Source organism: Flavobacterium sp. LAR06, assembly GCF_041946075.1.
Lineage (GTDB): Bacteria > Bacteroidota > Bacteroidia > Flavobacteriales > Flavobacteriaceae > Flavobacterium.
The window spans coordinates 156568-171722 of sequence record NZ_JAUTYT010000006.1 but is presented as its reverse complement, the minus strand read 5'-3'; the positions used below and the strand labels follow the sequence as shown (position 1 = coordinate 171722).

The following is a 15155-nucleotide window of genomic DNA, read 5'->3' as shown; positions in this document are numbered from 1 at the left end:
TCAATCGCATGATATAAATAAATTTAGCGTAACAATATACAAGTTGGATCGTCATACTAAAAACTAAAACCGAAATAAATTTGGAAACCATTCTTACCATTGAAAATCTTAGTAAAAGATACGGGCGCATTCAGGCCTTAAAAAATGTATCTTTTGAAATACAAAAAGGCCGTGTTTATGGCATTTTAGGCCCTAACGGAAGTGGAAAATCGACTACTTTAGGAATTGTTCTTAGTGTTGTAAACAGGAGTTCAGGCGATTACCGTTGGTTCAACGGACAAATGCAAACACACGAAGCTTTGAAAAAAGTGGGAGCTATTATTGAGAGACCCAACTTTTACCCGTACATGACAGCTGAAGAAAACCTGAAATTGGTTTGCAAAATAAAAAGCATCAATTATACTAAAATCAATGAAAAGCTTGATTTGGTTGGCTTAACCGAAAGAAAAGACAGCAAGTTCAGTACTTTTTCGTTAGGTATGAAACAGCGTTTAGCCATTGCTTCAGCACTTTTGAACGATCCTGAAATTTTGATTTTAGATGAACCAACAAATGGTTTAGATCCGCAGGGAATTCATCAGATTCGTGATATTATTAAAAAAATCGCTTCACAAGGAACTACCATTTTACTGGCTTCGCATTTATTGGATGAAGTAGAAAAAGTATGTTCACACGTAATTGTTCTGAGAAAAGGCGAAATTTTATACTCCGGTTCGGTTGACGGAATGTCGGCTAACGAAGGTTATTTTGAAGTTCAGGCCGATGATAATTTACTTTTAAAAACAGCTTTACAAGAACATCCTGCTATAGACCGAATTACTGAAGGAGATGGAAAAATTTTGGTGTACTTAAAATCAGAATTATCAGCTTCAGAATTAAATCAGTTTTTGTTTTCTAAAAATATTGCTTTAAGTCATTTAGTAAAACGCAAAAACAGTTTAGAAGCACAATTTTTAGAATTAACAAAAAACGCCACTATCCAAAAAAACTAAACCATGAACAGACTTATCTCTATAGAACTTCAAAAAATCTGGAAAAACAAAGCCAGCCGTGTTCTTACCTTAACCTATTTTATTTTACTTTCCTTCATTGCGTTAATTGCATCTATAAAATTTGACATCGGCGTAATCAAATTTCATCTGGCCGAAATGGGAATATTCAACTTTCCTTTTATTTGGCATTTTAATACCTATATCGCCGCATGGTTGAAATTTTTCTTAGCCATTGTAATTGTTTCCATGATGGCAAATGAATATAGTTATGGTACCTTGAAACAAAACTTAATTGACGGATTAAGTAAAAAAGAATTCATCTTATCCAAATTCTTAACCGTTGTTGTTTTCGCTTTGTTTTCAACCATTTTTATCTTTATCATGAGCTTGATTCTTGGGTTGAGTTTTTCATCTTACACAGAATTCGGAATTGTTTTTAGCGATTTAGATTATCTTTTGGCCTTTTTTGTAAAACTTACCGGTTTCTTTTCTTTCTGTTTATTCCTGGGGATTTTAGTTAAACGTTCTGCTTTCGCCTTAGGCTTCTTATTGGTTTGGAGTATTTTTGAGGCCATCGCAAAAGGACTTTTAGTTTTTAAAATTTTTCCGGAAAGTACTATAGGACATACTATAATGAAGTTTTTTCCACTGGAAGCAATGTCCAATCTAATTGTAGAGCCTTTTACAAGATTGTCTGTAATCCGAAATATAGGAACTCAAATGGGTGTTAATGACATAAAAGATTATGATGTTCATTTTTCTTCTATTTTAATTGTTTTAGTCTGGACATTCTTATTTGTTTACTTCTCTTACAAATTATTAAAAAATCGAGATTTATAGTATATTTGTTATACTATGAATAAGGCAAAAAGTTTTTTAATCGTTTTATTTTTATGCTGTCTGTCTGCAAAGATAAATGCACAGGTCATAACTATTGATGATCAAAGATCACCGCAACAACTTATTGAAAACACTTTAGTCAATAGCTCGTGTGCCTCCGCTTCAAATTTTTCTGGTAGCGGAGACACTTTTACCCAAGGAAAACAAAGTTTTGCTTATTTTAATAACAACGGAAGCAATTTTCCTTTTAATGAAGGTATTGTTTTAGTAACATCAACAGCTCAAAGTGCGGTTGGACCATTTAGTAGTGATGCAAATGAAGGCGCTGGCGATAGTCCTCAGTGGGGCAATGACAGCGATCTTGATGCGATACTCAGCATTAATTCTTTAAATACGACAGTTTTAGAGTTTGATTTTATTGCTTATACAAGTTTATTAAGCTTTAATTATGTTTTTGCTTCAAATGAATATCAGTATAATTATCCTTGCCAATATTCCGACGGATTTGCTTTTTTAATAAAAGAAGCAGGAACTACTGATCCGTATAAAAATTTAGCTGTAATACCCAATACCAGTATACCAGTCTCTTCTATAAACATTCATCCGAAAATTGAACCTGGAACGAGGCCTGGTGGTATTTCTTACACAGGCTGCGAGGCTTCAAACACAAGCTATTTTAATGGATTAAATACCAATATCAGTCCAATAAATTATGCAGGACAAACTGTTGTTATGACTGCTCAAAGCACTGTAGTTACAGGAAAAAAATACCATGTAAAATTGGTAATCGGCGATGCCGACGTTAGATATCAAAATTCAGCAATTTTTCTAGAAGCAGGCAGTTTTGCTTCAAAAATTGTTCTTGGAGAAGATCGTACAATGGCAACCAATAATCCCGCTTGTTTTCAAGAAAAAATCCTTTTAGACAGCAAACTTTCTCCTGCAGACTATACGTTTAAATGGTATAAAAAAGACAATCCTGCTACCATTCTGGGTACAAATTCAACTTTTGAAGTTGCAGAAACCGGAACCTACAAGGTTGAAGCAACTGTTATAAATACAACATGTATACTATCGGGTGAAATAAAAATTGATTATGCTCCGGAAATTCTTTCAGCAAATACTTCTCTATTACAATGTGATGATAATACAGATGGGATAACTATTTTCAATTTAACCAAAGCAGATAATATTGTAAAAAATAATAATTCCGAAATTTCAAATAAGGGATATTACGAATCATTAGCCAATGCCGAAGCAAAAACAAATCCTATTTTATCTCCTGATAAATATGAAAATAAATCAGTTAACCAGGTTGTTTTTGGAAGATTAGAAAATAAATATGGCTGTTATAAAATCGCAGAAGTCACATTGCAAATTTCTAATAATACGATAGCAAATCAAAATCCAATAGAAACATGTGATGAAGATGGAACTCAGGACGGTCTTTATCAATTTGATTTGAATGCAGAAGCAACTCCGCAAATTATTTCCGGATTACCAAACGGACTTACTGTACAATATTATTTAACTGCGATCGACGCGGTAACAGAAACCGGTGCGGTTCCAAATATCTTTAAAAACACTACCGCTTTTTCCCAAACCATTTATGCCAGAGTTGTAAATGGTCCTGATTGTTATGATATTACACCAATAACACTTGTAGTAAATACTTTTGATCCGCCAAATTTTGAGGACGAGTCAGTAATTTTATGTAAAGATGGCAATATAACACTAACTGTCGATCCGGGTTTTAACAGCTATTCATGGAACACTGACCCCACAAATGCCACTAATTCATTAGTTGTTTATAATGCTGGAGATTATTCGGTTACTGTAAAAGATAGTAAAGGTTGTGAGAAAACTAAAACTTTCAAAGTTATTTTATCAGAACCTGCAACAATAACCGTAGCCATAATCAAAGATTTTTCCGCCAATAACAATTCCGTTTCACTTGAATATACCGGTGCTGGAAATTATGAATTCTCAATAGATGGCCTTGACTTTCAGGATGAACCAATGTTTAACAACGTAGAACCAGGTATGTACAATGCTGTTGCAAGAGATAAAAATGGCTGCGGACTTTCTAACACTTTTCAGGTAATCGTTTTGGACTATCCAAGATATTTCACACCAAACGGAGATACTTATCATGATTTATGGGCAATTGAAAATCCCAGCCTGCTTCCTGATTATAAAATTTTTATTTTTGATCGTTATGGTAAATTATTAAAACAAATGAATCAAAACAGCCCTGGATGGAACGGGCAATTTAATGGCCAGGAACTACCCTCAGACGATTATTGGTTTACTTTAACTTTTGATGACGGCAAAAATGTTAAAGGCCATTTTAGTTTAAAAAGATAAACTAACAAATTCCAATCTCTCAAATATCCGGATAAATTCCAACCTCCAATATTGATCTTAAATAAAAAATCCCAAACTCCAGTAATTGGAATTTGGGATTTTAAATATTGAAAATTTAAATATTAGATTTTAAATCTTTTTCTATCAGTTTCAGTCAAATAAATTTTTCTTAAACGAATAGATTTAGGAGTAACCTCTACATATTCATCTTTTTGAATATACTCTAAAGCTTCTTCAAGAGAGAAAATAATTGGTGGAATAATTCTTGCTTTTTCATCATTTCCAGAAGAACGAACGTTAGATTGTTTTTTCTCTTTAGTTACGTTCACACACATATCATCTCCACGAGAGTTTTCTCCAATTACCTGACCTTCGTAAATTTCAGCATTTGGTTCAACGAAAAACTTACCACGATCTTGTAATTTATCGATAGAATAAGGAATAGCTTTTCCTTTTTCCATAGAAATTAATGAACCTTTGTTACGTCCGGCAATTTCTCCTTTGTAAGGCTCATATCCTATAAAACGGTGTGCCATAATAGCCTCACCAGCTGTAGCAGTAAGTAATTGATTACGTAATCCAATAATTCCACGTGATGGAATATTAAATTTTACAATCATACGTTCCCCTTTAGTTTCCATAGAAAGCATTTCTCCTTTACGCATTGTAACGAATTCAACTGCTCTTCCAGAAAGTGATTCTGGTAAATCGATTGTCAATTCCTCAATTGGCTCACATTTTTTACCATCAATTTCTTTGATGATAACTTGTGGCTGACCAATTTGTAACTCATACCCTTCTCTTCTCATTGTTTCAATAAGAACAGATAAGTGAAGTACTCCACGGCCAAAAACCATGAATTTATCAGCAGAATCAGTTTCACCTAGCTTCATAGCTAAGTTTTTCTCTAATTCTTTTGTAAGTCTTTCTCTAATATGGCGAGAAGTTACAAATTTACCTTCTTTACCAAAGAAAGGTGAGTCGTTGATAGTAAACAACATACTCATTGTAGGCTCATCAATATCAATTGTTTTTAAGCCTTCAGGATTTTCAAAATCGGCAATAGTATCACCAATTTCAAAACCTTCAACTCCAATGATTGCACAAATATCTCCAGCAATAACTTCTTGTACTTTTTTACGACCAAGTCCTTCAAAAGTATGAAGTTCTTTGATACGAGACTTAGATACAGTACCATCTCTTTTTACTAATGAGATTGGCATACCTTCTTTAAGAACACCTCTTTCTAAACGACCAATAGCAATACGACCTGTAAAGGCAGAGAAATCTAAAGAAGTAATTAACATTTGTGGTGTTCCTTCAGAAACTTTAGGAGCTGGTACATTTTCAACAACCATATCCAATAATGCTTCAACATTATCAGTTACGTTTTCCCAATGATCAGACATCCAGTTGTTTTTAGCAGAACCATAAACTGTTGGAAAATCCAACTGCCATTCTTCAGCACCTAATTCAAACATTAAGTCAAAAACTTTTTCATGAACTTCTTCAGGAGTACAGTTTTCTTTATCTACTTTATTAATAACTACGCATGGCTTAAGACCTAAGTCAATAGCTTTTTGTAATACAAAACGAGTTTGTGGCATTGGACCTTCAAAAGCATCCACTAGCAAACATACACCATCGGCCATGTTCAATACACGTTCTACTTCACCTCCAAAATCGGCGTGGCCTGGAGTGTCAATAATATTGATTTTTGTTCCTTTATATTGAACTGATACGTTTTTAGAAGTAATAGTAATCCCTCTCTCACGCTCTAAATCGTTATTATCAAGAATTAAATCACCTGTGTTTTCGTTATCGCGAAATAACTGACAGTGATACATAATTTTATCAACCAAAGTGGTTTTACCGTGATCGACGTGGGCAATAATTGCAATGTTTCTAATAGATTCCATCTGTGATTTTTAATGGGTGCAAAGGTACACTTTATTTTGATATAAAAAACGTTTCTTTGATACTTTGCGTATATCCAACTAATTAGTTCACTGATCAATGTAAATTTAACTGTCAAATTGACATTCAATAATTGCTGAATTATAGTTAATTTAACTATATTTGAGTAATGAAAAGTAAAACTCTCCAAATTACTCTAGTTTATATTATCATTTCGTTATTTATGACCATAATCTGTCATAAATTACTCACGATTTACTTTTCACCAACAGAAAACTATAATTTATTCCTTGCCAAAGACATTTTTTTTATTTTAGCCACAGGACTGGTATTCAAATATATACTCTCTAAAAATGAAGTCAAAAATAAATCTGTTTTTGAAAAACTAAAACAGACTAACGAAGAAATTAAAGAATCTAACGAAAAATATGATATTGTAGCCAAAGCAACAAGTGACACTATTTGGGACTGGAAAATCCAGGAAGACAGCATCAGCTGGAACAAAGGTATCGAAGGAATATTTGGCTACAATCAGGAAGATGTCGGCAAAACTTCAAAATGGTGGTTTGATAAAATTCACCCTGAAGACAGCATTAGGATGTCCATAAAATTATATTCGTTCATTGAGCAAAAAACCGAAAAATGGCAGGATCAATATCGTTTCAGATGCGCCGACGGAACTTATAAATATGTATTAGACAGAGGCTTTTTATTAAAAGATGAAAAAGGAAGAGCTATCAGAATGATTGGAGCTATCCAGGATATCACGAAACAAAAAGAAGAAGAACAACGATTAAAACTTTTAGAAACTGTAATTACACAATCTAAAGACTCTATTTTAATTACAGAAGCAAATTCCGTAGCCCGCAGGATCCCTAAGATTGTTTACGTAAACCCAGCATTTTCTCAAATGTCAGGATATCAATCCAATGAAATAATTGGAAAGTCTCCAAATATTTTTAAAGGACCAAAATCAGATTCAGAGGAGCTAAAAAAACTATTAAGAGCTATAAAAAATGAAGAAGAATGTTTAATTGAAACCATTAGCTACACCAAACAAAAAGAAGAATTTTGGGTTCGATTTTCAATGATTCCAATTTTCAATAATGAAGGCGTAATTTCACACTGGATCTCCATACAAAGAGATATTACCGATGAGAAAAAACTGGAAACAGAAAAAGAACATCTTATACGCGAATTAACACAAAACAACAAGGATTTAAAACAATTCTCATACATTACATCACACAATCTTAGAGCTCCTTTATCTAACTTAATTGGTCTTTTAAATCTCATTGAAGACATACCTGTTGAAAATACCGAACTCGAAGAAATCATAGCAGGATTCACAAAATCGACACACTTGTTAAATGAAACAATCAATGACCTGGTAAAAGTCATCATTATTAAAGACAACCCTTCTATGCAAAAAGAAGAAGTCTCTTTACAAGAAGTATTTGAAAACGTATTTAGTCAATTATCATTTCAGATAGAATTACACAAACCAATCATAAAACTCAAGTTTGACAGAGTCCCGTTATTAAACACAAACAAAGCCTACATAGAAAGCATTTTACTTAATTTACTAACGAATTCCATAAAATACAAATCAGAAAATCGAAAATTAAAAATATCAATAATGGCTGAACAAATAGATCACAAAGCCATATTAACTTTTAAAGACAATGGAATTGGCATAGATCTTGAAAGAAACCGGGACAAAGTTTTTGGCCTATATCAACGATTCCACAATTATCCTGATAGTAAAGGATTAGGATTATATTTGGTAAAATCGCAGGTCGAAACCATGGGCGGCACCATAAGTATCGAAAGCGAGGTCAACAAAGGAACCACATTTACAATAACATTTAAAAATTAACAGATTATGCTTGAGCAAATCTTATGCATTGATGACGATCCAATCACATTAATGCTCTGCAAAAAAGTAATTTCAAAATCCGAGTTTTCGAATGAAATTATTACGGCTCAAAATGGCGAAGAAGCACTACTCCACTTCAATACCTTAAAATACACCAATAGCAAAAACAAAGTAAGCAAAAAACCTGAATTAATTTTTTTAGATTTAAATATGCCCGTCATGGGTGGCTGGGAATTCCTGGACCATTTTACATCCGGAGATTACACTGAGTTCAGCAACGCCGCAAGTGTTATTGTTTTATCTTCAACAATTGACCCTGACGATTTAGCCAAAGCAAAAAAATACCCCATAATTATCGATTTTCTTTCAAAGCCAATTACACTGCCAATGTTAGAATATCTTAAAAAGAAGATAGATATTTAAAAAATCAAATCAAAAAAAAAAAAAAAAAAAATCCAAATCCCAATACTACTAAACTTCATTTAAAAGCAATATTGGAATTTGGGATTTTTTTATTTGGAATTTATCCTATTTATACAAACAAAAAAGCCCTCTAAAAGAGGGCTTTCCGTATATTTAGGAAATTGTAATTAATTACAATTTAGCAACATGCTTAGTTAATTTAGACTTCAAGTTAGAAGCTTTATTATCATGAATGATGTTCTTTTTAGCTAATTTATCAATCATAGAAATTACAGTTGATAATTTAGAAGCTGCATCAGATTTTTCAGTAGCTAATCTTAATGCTTTAATTGCATTACGAGTAGTTTTATGCTGGTATCTGTTAAGAACTCTTCTTTTTTCGTTACTTCTGATTCTTTTTAATGCTGACTTATGATTTGCCATTTTCTTTTAATTTTAGATGTAATAATTATTATAAATACTAGTTAAAAAAGAAAAACCTCCCACAATTGCAAAACAATCACTTTGGTTTTAACTAATAAAATAAAAATCGAGACACCAACTTTTATTTTACAAAACTTATTTACAACTAATTCAGTAGTCTGTAAGGGAATCGAACCCCTGTTACCAGGACGAAAGCCTGGAGTCCTAACCCCTAGACGAACAGACCATATCCTTCTAAGTTTTTCTATAATTAAATAGAGGTATTATTGTAGCCCGTAGCGGAATCGAACCGCTCTTACATGGATGAAAACCATGCGTCCTAACCGATAGACGAACGGGCCATTTTATTCTCAGTATTTTAAGAACAGTTTCGCAGTAAAAAGTAGTAGCCCGTAGCGGAATCGAACCGCTCTTACATGGATGAAAACCATGCGTCCTAACCGATAGACGAACGGGCCTGCTTCTCTAATGCGGATGCAAAAATACAACTATTTTTAAGATGTACAATACCTGATGCAAAAAAAATTAAAAATTTTTAATATGCCTTCGCAAACAACACTCTTTTTGTAGAAGGATTCCCAGTAAATATACAGGTTCCCGCCTCTTCTTTGCTATCTAAAGGAATACAACGAATTGTTGCTTTTGTTAAGTCTTTTATTTTTTCTTCAGTCGCAGCAGTACCATCCCAATGCGCTGATACAAAACCTGCTTTACCTTCTAAAACTTCCTTAAATTCCTCAAAACTATTTACTTCCGTTATATGTGTATTACGATAATCTAATGCCTTATTAAATAAGTCTGTCTGAATCTGCTCTAACAGATCATTTACATAAGTAACAATTCCTTCAGCAGAAACCACTTCTTTTGTCAATGTATCACGTCTCGCAACCTCAAAAGTTCCGTTTTCTAAATCTTTTGGCCCCACAGCAATTCGAACAGGAACACCTTTCAATTCCCATTCAGCAAATTTGAATCCTGGTTTTTGAGTTGTTCTATCATCATATTTAACTGAAATTTTCAACTTTTTCAATTTCACAGTTAAATCATTAACCGCAGTTGTAATTTCTGCCAATTGTTCATCTGTCTTATATATAGGAACAATCACAACTTGTATAGGTGCTAAATTTGGAGGCAAAACTAATCCCTGATCATCAGAGTGTGTCATAACCAAAGCTCCCATTAAACGAGTTGACACTCCCCATGAAGTTCCCCAAACGTGCTCTTGTTTTCCTTCAGCATTAGCAAACTTCACATCAAAAGCTTTTGCAAAGTTTTGTCCTAAAAAGTGAGAAGTACCAGCCTGCAATGCTTTACCATCCTGCATCAAAGCTTCAATACAATAGGTTTCATCTGCACCAGCAAAACGCTCTGTTTCTGTTTTTATACCTTTAACAACCGGAATCGCCATAAAATTCTCCACAAAATCAGCATATACATTCATCATTTTTTCAGACTCTTCTATTGCTTCTGCTTTTGTAGCATGTGCCGTATGCCCTTCTTGCCATAAAAACTCTGCGGTTCTTAAAAACAAACGCGTACGCATTTCCCAACGAACCACATTTGCCCATTGATTAATCAATAAGGGCAAATCTCTATAAGACTGCACCCATCCTTTATAGGTAGACCAAATAATAGCTTCACTTGTAGGACGAACAATAAGCTCTTCCTCCAACTTAGCATTTGGATCAACCATTAGTTTTCCGGGTTTATCCGGATCATTCTTTAATCTATAATGTGTTACGATTGCACACTCTTTCGCAAATCCTTCTGCATTTTTCTCTTCTGCTTCAAACATGCTTTTCGGCACGAACAAAGGAAAATATGCATTTTGATGTCCTGTCTCTTTAAACATTCGATCTAACTCCGCCTGCATTTTTTCCCAAATAGCATATCCGTACGGTTTAATAACCATACATCCTCTAACTCCTGAGTTTTCAGCTAAATCTGCTTTAACAACCAGCTCGTTATACCATTTCGAATAATCTTCTGATCTTGTAGTGAGGTTCTTACTCATATTGAATAGTTTGGCACAAATTTTGTTTTAATAATTTTAACTAAATAGTTTGACAAAACTAACTATTTTTGTAATGTGCAACAATAAAAAACACCACAGATATGAAAACTTCTACTACTCTCCGCCAAAACTCAAGTCATTTTTACTTAATTGGACTACTGAGTTTACTAGTTGCTTCGTGTGGTTCTTATCAAAATACATCCTATCAGGACAATGATGGCGTTTATGGTGGTTCGACAAGAACATACGCACAATCAACAAATACTTCTGCTAACAGCCAATATAAAGATTATTTTAAATCACTACAAGACACTGATGATCAGCCTACAGAGATTTTTACTGACGTAGACAGCTATGGTAATTATGCAGAAAACGACAGTACACAAACCGCAGCAAAAGCTTATCCTGCATGGGGAAGCGCTAATACAGATGTATCTGTAACCGTTTACTCTGACCCAATGTGGTCATGGGGAATTGGATTTGGATGGGGATACCCTTATTACGGATATGGATATGGATATGGATGGGGCTATCCTTATTACGGATGGGGCTATCCTGGATATTATCCAGGCTGGGGTTACCCGGGTTACTACCCAGGTTACGGCTACGGATACAACAACTACTCTTATAACTATGGAAGAAGAGGATCTGCAGCTTACTACGGATCAAGAGGATATTCTACAAGAAGCTCATACAATACTGGTAGAAATTATGCCGGAAGAGGAAACTATACCACAAACAGAAACGGGTACACAACTAACAGACGTACGGACTACTCTGACTTTAGAAGAAGTTCTAATGCAAACGGCAGAAGCTACTCAACAAGTCCGACTTTCACAAACAGAAGAGGTACAGCACAAGGGCAAAGCAACAGTTATGACTACAGAAGATCTGGCACAACTACAAACAGAAGTTACAACAATACCAATAGTAACTCGACAAGATCCTACTCTCCTAGCCCATCTCGCTCAATGAATAGCAGCGGAGGAAGCATGAGATCGTCAGGCGGCGGCGGTGGATCATACGGCGGTGGTGGAAGATCTGGCGGTGGCGGCGGAGGAAGAAGATAGTTTCTCCTTCTCACTAATCAGATAACTCACATTTAAAACTTAACCACACATGAGAAAAATATTTTTCCTTTTTATTACAGGACTAACTTTTAGCGTCTCACATTCTCAGGAAGTATCAGATGCAGTGCGTTATGCGCAAGACAACTTAACAGGAACGGCAAGATTTAGAGCTATGGGTGGTGCATTTGGAGCTGTTGGAGGAGATTTATCTTCTTTAACTGTAAACCCAGCAGGCTCTGCAATATTCAATAACAATCAGTTTGGAACAACTTTTAGTAATCAAATCATTAAAAACAATTCTAATTATAACCAAACTCAAACCAGTGATAAAGAAAATTCTTTTATTCTAAATCAGGCTGGTGGCGTTTTTGTTTTCAAGGACCGAAATCCAAATAACAACTGGAAAAAAATTGCTATTGGAGCAACTTATGAAAACACCAACAACTTTGATAATGAAGTTTTTTCAGCTGGATTAAATCCCAATTCTATTGACGGTTATTTTTTAGCTTTTGCAAACAATAGTAATGGGGGATCGCCTGTACCTCAACAATTTGTAAAATTACAACCTGGTGAATCAATCAGCGATCTATATCGTTTTTTAGGCTCAAATTTACCCAATTATCAATATCCAAACTTATCAGGCTATGCTGCGCAACAAGCCATGTTAGGCTATCAGGGATTTATAATAAATGCAGATGACCCAAACAACCCGAACAGTACCTATATTACCAATGTTCCATCAGGAGGAAAATATTATCAAGAGAATAACGTTTACACCACAGGATACAATAGTAAATTAAGTTTTAACATTGCAACATCATATAAAGAAAGAATTTATTTTGGAGCCAATTTAAATGTTCATATTACAGATTACAGAAGATCAAGCAGTTTTTACGAAACTAACGATAATCCATTAGTACCTAGAGAAACTATATCTAACTTAACTTTCAATAATGAATTATATACTTACGGAAACGGTTTTTCTTTTCAACTTGGAGCAATTGGTAAAGTTACAGAAGCTTTCCGTCTTGGTTTAGCATACGAATCTAATACATGGTACGATCTTTACGACGAAGTTCATCAAAGTTTATACACAGCACGACAAGCCACAAATGGCCCTGAAGTATACGCAAATTTAAACCCTAATGTTATAAATGTTTACGAACGCTACACTTTACAAACTCCGGCAAAATGGACTTTTAGTGGCGCTTATGTATTTGGAAAATCAGGTTTACTAAGTATTGATTATGCGATTAAAGACTATTCAAACACAAAATACAAACCAACAAATGACCCTGGTTTTAGCGGATTAAACGGAGACATAAATAACCAATTGACTAGTAATGGTGAATTGAGAATTGGTGGTGAATACAAAATAAACCGATTAAGTTTAAGAGGCGGTTACCGATTTGAAGGAAGTCCTTACAAAAACGGATCAACAATTGGAGATTTAAACGGCTACTCAGGAGGTTTAGGCTATAGTTTTGGATCTACAAAATTAGACTTGGCTTATTCTTATTCAGAAAGAAAATCAAATCAGGGATTTTTTGCCACCGGATTTACTGATGGCGCCAACATTTCATCGAAACTTAATAATGTTTCTTTGACTTTATTATTTGAATTGTAATTATATTAAAATAGATTAATTTGAAATTTCCGTTAAGTCTGGCTTAACGGATTTTTTTTAACTCTGATAGCTCCGAGACTTCCGGAAGTGTACTTAACAAACCTCTATATTTTCTGTTTTACAAAAAGGACTACATAAAAAGATATAGCGAATCCTGAAATATCGGGAGATTAGCTTCACAAAAATCATCTAAAAGAAACTGAAACAAGCGGTGTTTGAATAAAAAAGTGTAATTTTGCACTCCAATTTATAAAAGTATGAGAACCAAGTCTTTAAAAAAGAACAAAATTAACGTAATCACTCTTGGGTGTTCGAAGAATGTATATGACAGTGAAGTATTAATGGGACAACTTCGCGCCAATGGCAAAGAAGTACAACATGAAGCACCTGCAGCCGAGGAAGGAAACATTATCGTAATCAACACTTGTGGTTTTATTGATAACGCAAAAGCCGAGTCAGTAAACATGATTTTGGAATATGCAGATAAAAAAGACAAAGGTTTAGTTGACAAGGTTTTTGTAACCGGATGTTTATCGGAACGTTACAGACCAGATCTGGAAAAAGAGATTCCAAATGTCGATCAATATTTTGGCACAACTGAGTTACCTCAACTATTGAAAGCTTTAGGAGCCGATTATAAACATGAATTACTAGGAGAACGTTTAACTACAACCCCTAAAAACTACGCTTATTTAAAAATTGCAGAAGGTTGCGACAGACCTTGTAGTTTTTGTGCGATTCCTTTAATGCGAGGTAAACACGTTTCTCAATCAATTGAAAAATTAGTTAAAGAAGCTGAAGGATTAGCTAAAAATGGCGTAAAAGAATTAATCTTAATCGCTCAGGACTTAACGTATTATGGTCTTGATATTTATAAAAAAAGGAATCTTGCTGAACTTTTAGAAGCTTTGGTAAAAGTGGAAGGAATTGAGTGGATTCGCTTACACTATGCTTTTCCTACTGGTTTCCCAATGGATGTTTTAGAAGTTATGAAACGCGAACCTAAGATTTGTAATTACATTGATATTCCGTTACAACACATCTCAGATTCTATTTTAAAATCGATGCGTCGTGGTACAACACAAGCGAAAACAACTCAATTACTAAAAGATTTCCGTGCAGCAGTTCCAGGAATGGCCATCAGAACTACTTTGATTGTTGGCTATCCGGGAGAGACACAGGAAGATTTTGAAATTTTGAAAGACTTTGTTCAGGAAATGAAATTTGACAGGATGGGATGTTTTGCTTATTCTCATGAAGAAAATACACATGCTTATTTATTGGAAGATGATGTACCAGACGATGTAAAACAAGCCAGAGCTAATGAAATCATGGAATTGCAATCTCAAATTTCATGGGATTTAAACCAGGAGAAAGTTGGACAAGTTTACAAATGTATTATTGACAGAAAAGAAGGCGCTCATTTTGTTGGAAGAACAGAATTTGACAGCCCGGATGTAGACAATGAAGTTTTGATTGATGCGTCTAAACATTATGTAAAAACAGGAGAATTTGTTAATATACGCATAATAGAAGCAACAGAATTTGATTTATACGGAGAACCTGCTTAAATTTACGGTAAACTATTATGAATTTTAGATAA

Annotated in this window: 11 protein-coding genes and 3 tRNA genes; 8 read left to right on the top strand and 6 right to left on the bottom strand. The window is 34.2% G+C overall.

What is annotated here, in order from left to right; all coding sequences use genetic code 11:
• Positions 1–80 precede the first annotated feature (80 nt).
• From Q7C23_RS10565 to Q7C23_RS10555, 3 genes are read left to right on the top strand one after another with little or no spacing between them, the layout of a single operon-like run.
• A complete protein-coding gene (locus tag Q7C23_RS10565) occupies positions 81–992 on the top strand; it encodes an ABC transporter ATP-binding protein (protein WP_375032484.1) in 912 nt (303 codons plus the stop codon).
• Between the two features lie 3 nt (positions 993–995).
• Positions 996–1832: an ABC transporter permease gene (locus Q7C23_RS10560; RefSeq protein WP_375032483.1), complete on the top strand. Its 837-nt coding sequence runs from the start codon at positions 996–998 to the stop codon at positions 1830–1832.
• 15 nt (positions 1833–1847) lie between these two features.
• Positions 1848–4199, top strand: a complete 2352-nt coding sequence (locus tag Q7C23_RS10555; RefSeq protein WP_375032482.1) for a choice-of-anchor L domain-containing protein — start codon at positions 1848–1850, stop codon at positions 4197–4199.
• A 122-nt stretch (positions 4200–4321) separates the two neighbouring features.
• Here Q7C23_RS10555 and typA read toward each other — a convergent pair whose 3' ends face one another.
• Positions 4322–6118 (bottom strand): translational GTPase TypA, encoded by a 1797-nt coding sequence (gene typA / locus Q7C23_RS10550; protein ID WP_072972968.1) that lies wholly within the window; start codon positions 6116–6118, stop codon positions 4322–4324.
• Positions 6119–6285: 167 nt separating this feature from the next.
• On the opposite strand from typA, the gene Q7C23_RS10545 reads away from it, so the two are divergent.
• Positions 6286–7995, top strand: coding sequence for a PAS domain-containing protein (locus tag Q7C23_RS10545; protein ID WP_375032481.1), 1710 nt, complete (start codon positions 6286–6288; stop codon positions 7993–7995).
• Between the two features lie 6 nt (positions 7996–8001).
• A complete protein-coding gene (locus Q7C23_RS10540) occupies positions 8002–8418 on the top strand; it encodes a response regulator (protein WP_375032480.1) in 417 nt (138 codons plus the stop codon).
• A gap of 171 nt (positions 8419–8589) precedes the next feature.
• Here Q7C23_RS10540 and rpsT read toward each other — a convergent pair whose 3' ends face one another.
• From rpsT to proS, 5 genes are all read right to left on the bottom strand, one after another.
• The gene (gene rpsT / locus Q7C23_RS10535; protein ID WP_007803459.1) at positions 8590–8841 is read right to left on the bottom strand and encodes a 30S ribosomal protein S20; all 252 of its coding nucleotides are present in this window, start codon (positions 8839–8841) and stop codon (positions 8590–8592) included.
• 154 nt (positions 8842–8995) lie between these two features.
• Positions 8996–9067: transfer RNA gene (locus tag Q7C23_RS10530), tRNA-Glu, on the bottom strand.
• Positions 9068–9110: 43 nt separating this feature from the next.
• A tRNA-Glu gene (locus tag Q7C23_RS10525) sits at positions 9111–9182 on the bottom strand.
• A gap of 45 nt (positions 9183–9227) precedes the next feature.
• Positions 9228–9299: transfer RNA gene (locus Q7C23_RS10520), tRNA-Glu, on the bottom strand.
• A gap of 77 nt (positions 9300–9376) precedes the next feature.
• Positions 9377–10855: a proline--tRNA ligase gene (gene proS / locus Q7C23_RS10515; RefSeq protein WP_375032479.1), complete on the bottom strand. Its 1479-nt coding sequence runs from the start codon at positions 10853–10855 to the stop codon at positions 9377–9379.
• Between the two features lie 101 nt (positions 10856–10956).
• On the opposite strand from proS, the gene Q7C23_RS10510 reads away from it, so the two are divergent.
• The 3 genes from Q7C23_RS10510 to rimO all read left to right on the top strand — a co-directional run bounded on the left by Q7C23_RS10510 (position 10957) and on the right by rimO (position 15123).
• Positions 10957–11925 (top strand): hypothetical protein, encoded by a 969-nt coding sequence (locus Q7C23_RS10510; protein ID WP_375032478.1) that lies wholly within the window; start codon positions 10957–10959, stop codon positions 11923–11925.
• 49 nt (positions 11926–11974) lie between these two features.
• A complete protein-coding gene (locus tag Q7C23_RS10505) occupies positions 11975–13552 on the top strand; it encodes an OmpP1/FadL family transporter (RefSeq protein WP_375032477.1) in 1578 nt (525 codons plus the stop codon).
• A gap of 257 nt (positions 13553–13809) precedes the next feature.
• Positions 13810–15123 carry a 30S ribosomal protein S12 methylthiotransferase RimO gene (gene rimO / locus Q7C23_RS10500; protein ID WP_072972978.1) on the top strand — a complete coding sequence of 438 codons (1314 nt, stop codon included), beginning with the start codon at positions 13810–13812 and terminating at the stop codon, positions 15121–15123.
• The last annotated feature ends 32 nt before the right edge of the window (positions 15124–15155 follow it).

Coding starts and splice junctions, on each gene's coding strand:
- Q7C23_RS10560 (WP_375032483.1), top strand. CDS start 996: ATGAACAGACTTATCTCTATAGAACTTCAAAAAATCTGGAAAAACAAA.
- Q7C23_RS10555 (WP_375032482.1), top strand. CDS start 1,848: ATGAATAAGGCAAAAAGTTTTTTAATCGTTTTATTTTTATGCTGTCTG.
- typA (WP_072972968.1), bottom strand. CDS start 6,118: ATGGAATCTATTAGAAACATTGCAATTATTGCCCACGTCGATCACGGT.
- Q7C23_RS10545 (WP_375032481.1), top strand. CDS start 6,286: ATGAAAAGTAAAACTCTCCAAATTACTCTAGTTTATATTATCATTTCG.
- Q7C23_RS10540 (WP_375032480.1), top strand. CDS start 8,002: ATGCTTGAGCAAATCTTATGCATTGATGACGATCCAATCACATTAATG.
- rpsT (WP_007803459.1), bottom strand. CDS start 8,841: ATGGCAAATCATAAGTCAGCATTAAAAAGAATCAGAAGTAACGAAAAA.
- proS (WP_375032479.1), bottom strand. CDS start 10,855: ATGAGTAAGAACCTCACTACAAGATCAGAAGATTATTCGAAATGGTAT.
- Q7C23_RS10510 (WP_375032478.1), top strand. CDS start 10,957: ATGAAAACTTCTACTACTCTCCGCCAAAACTCAAGTCATTTTTACTTA.
- Q7C23_RS10505 (WP_375032477.1), top strand. CDS start 11,975: ATGAGAAAAATATTTTTCCTTTTTATTACAGGACTAACTTTTAGCGTC.
- rimO (WP_072972978.1), top strand. CDS start 13,810: ATGAGAACCAAGTCTTTAAAAAAGAACAAAATTAACGTAATCACTCTT.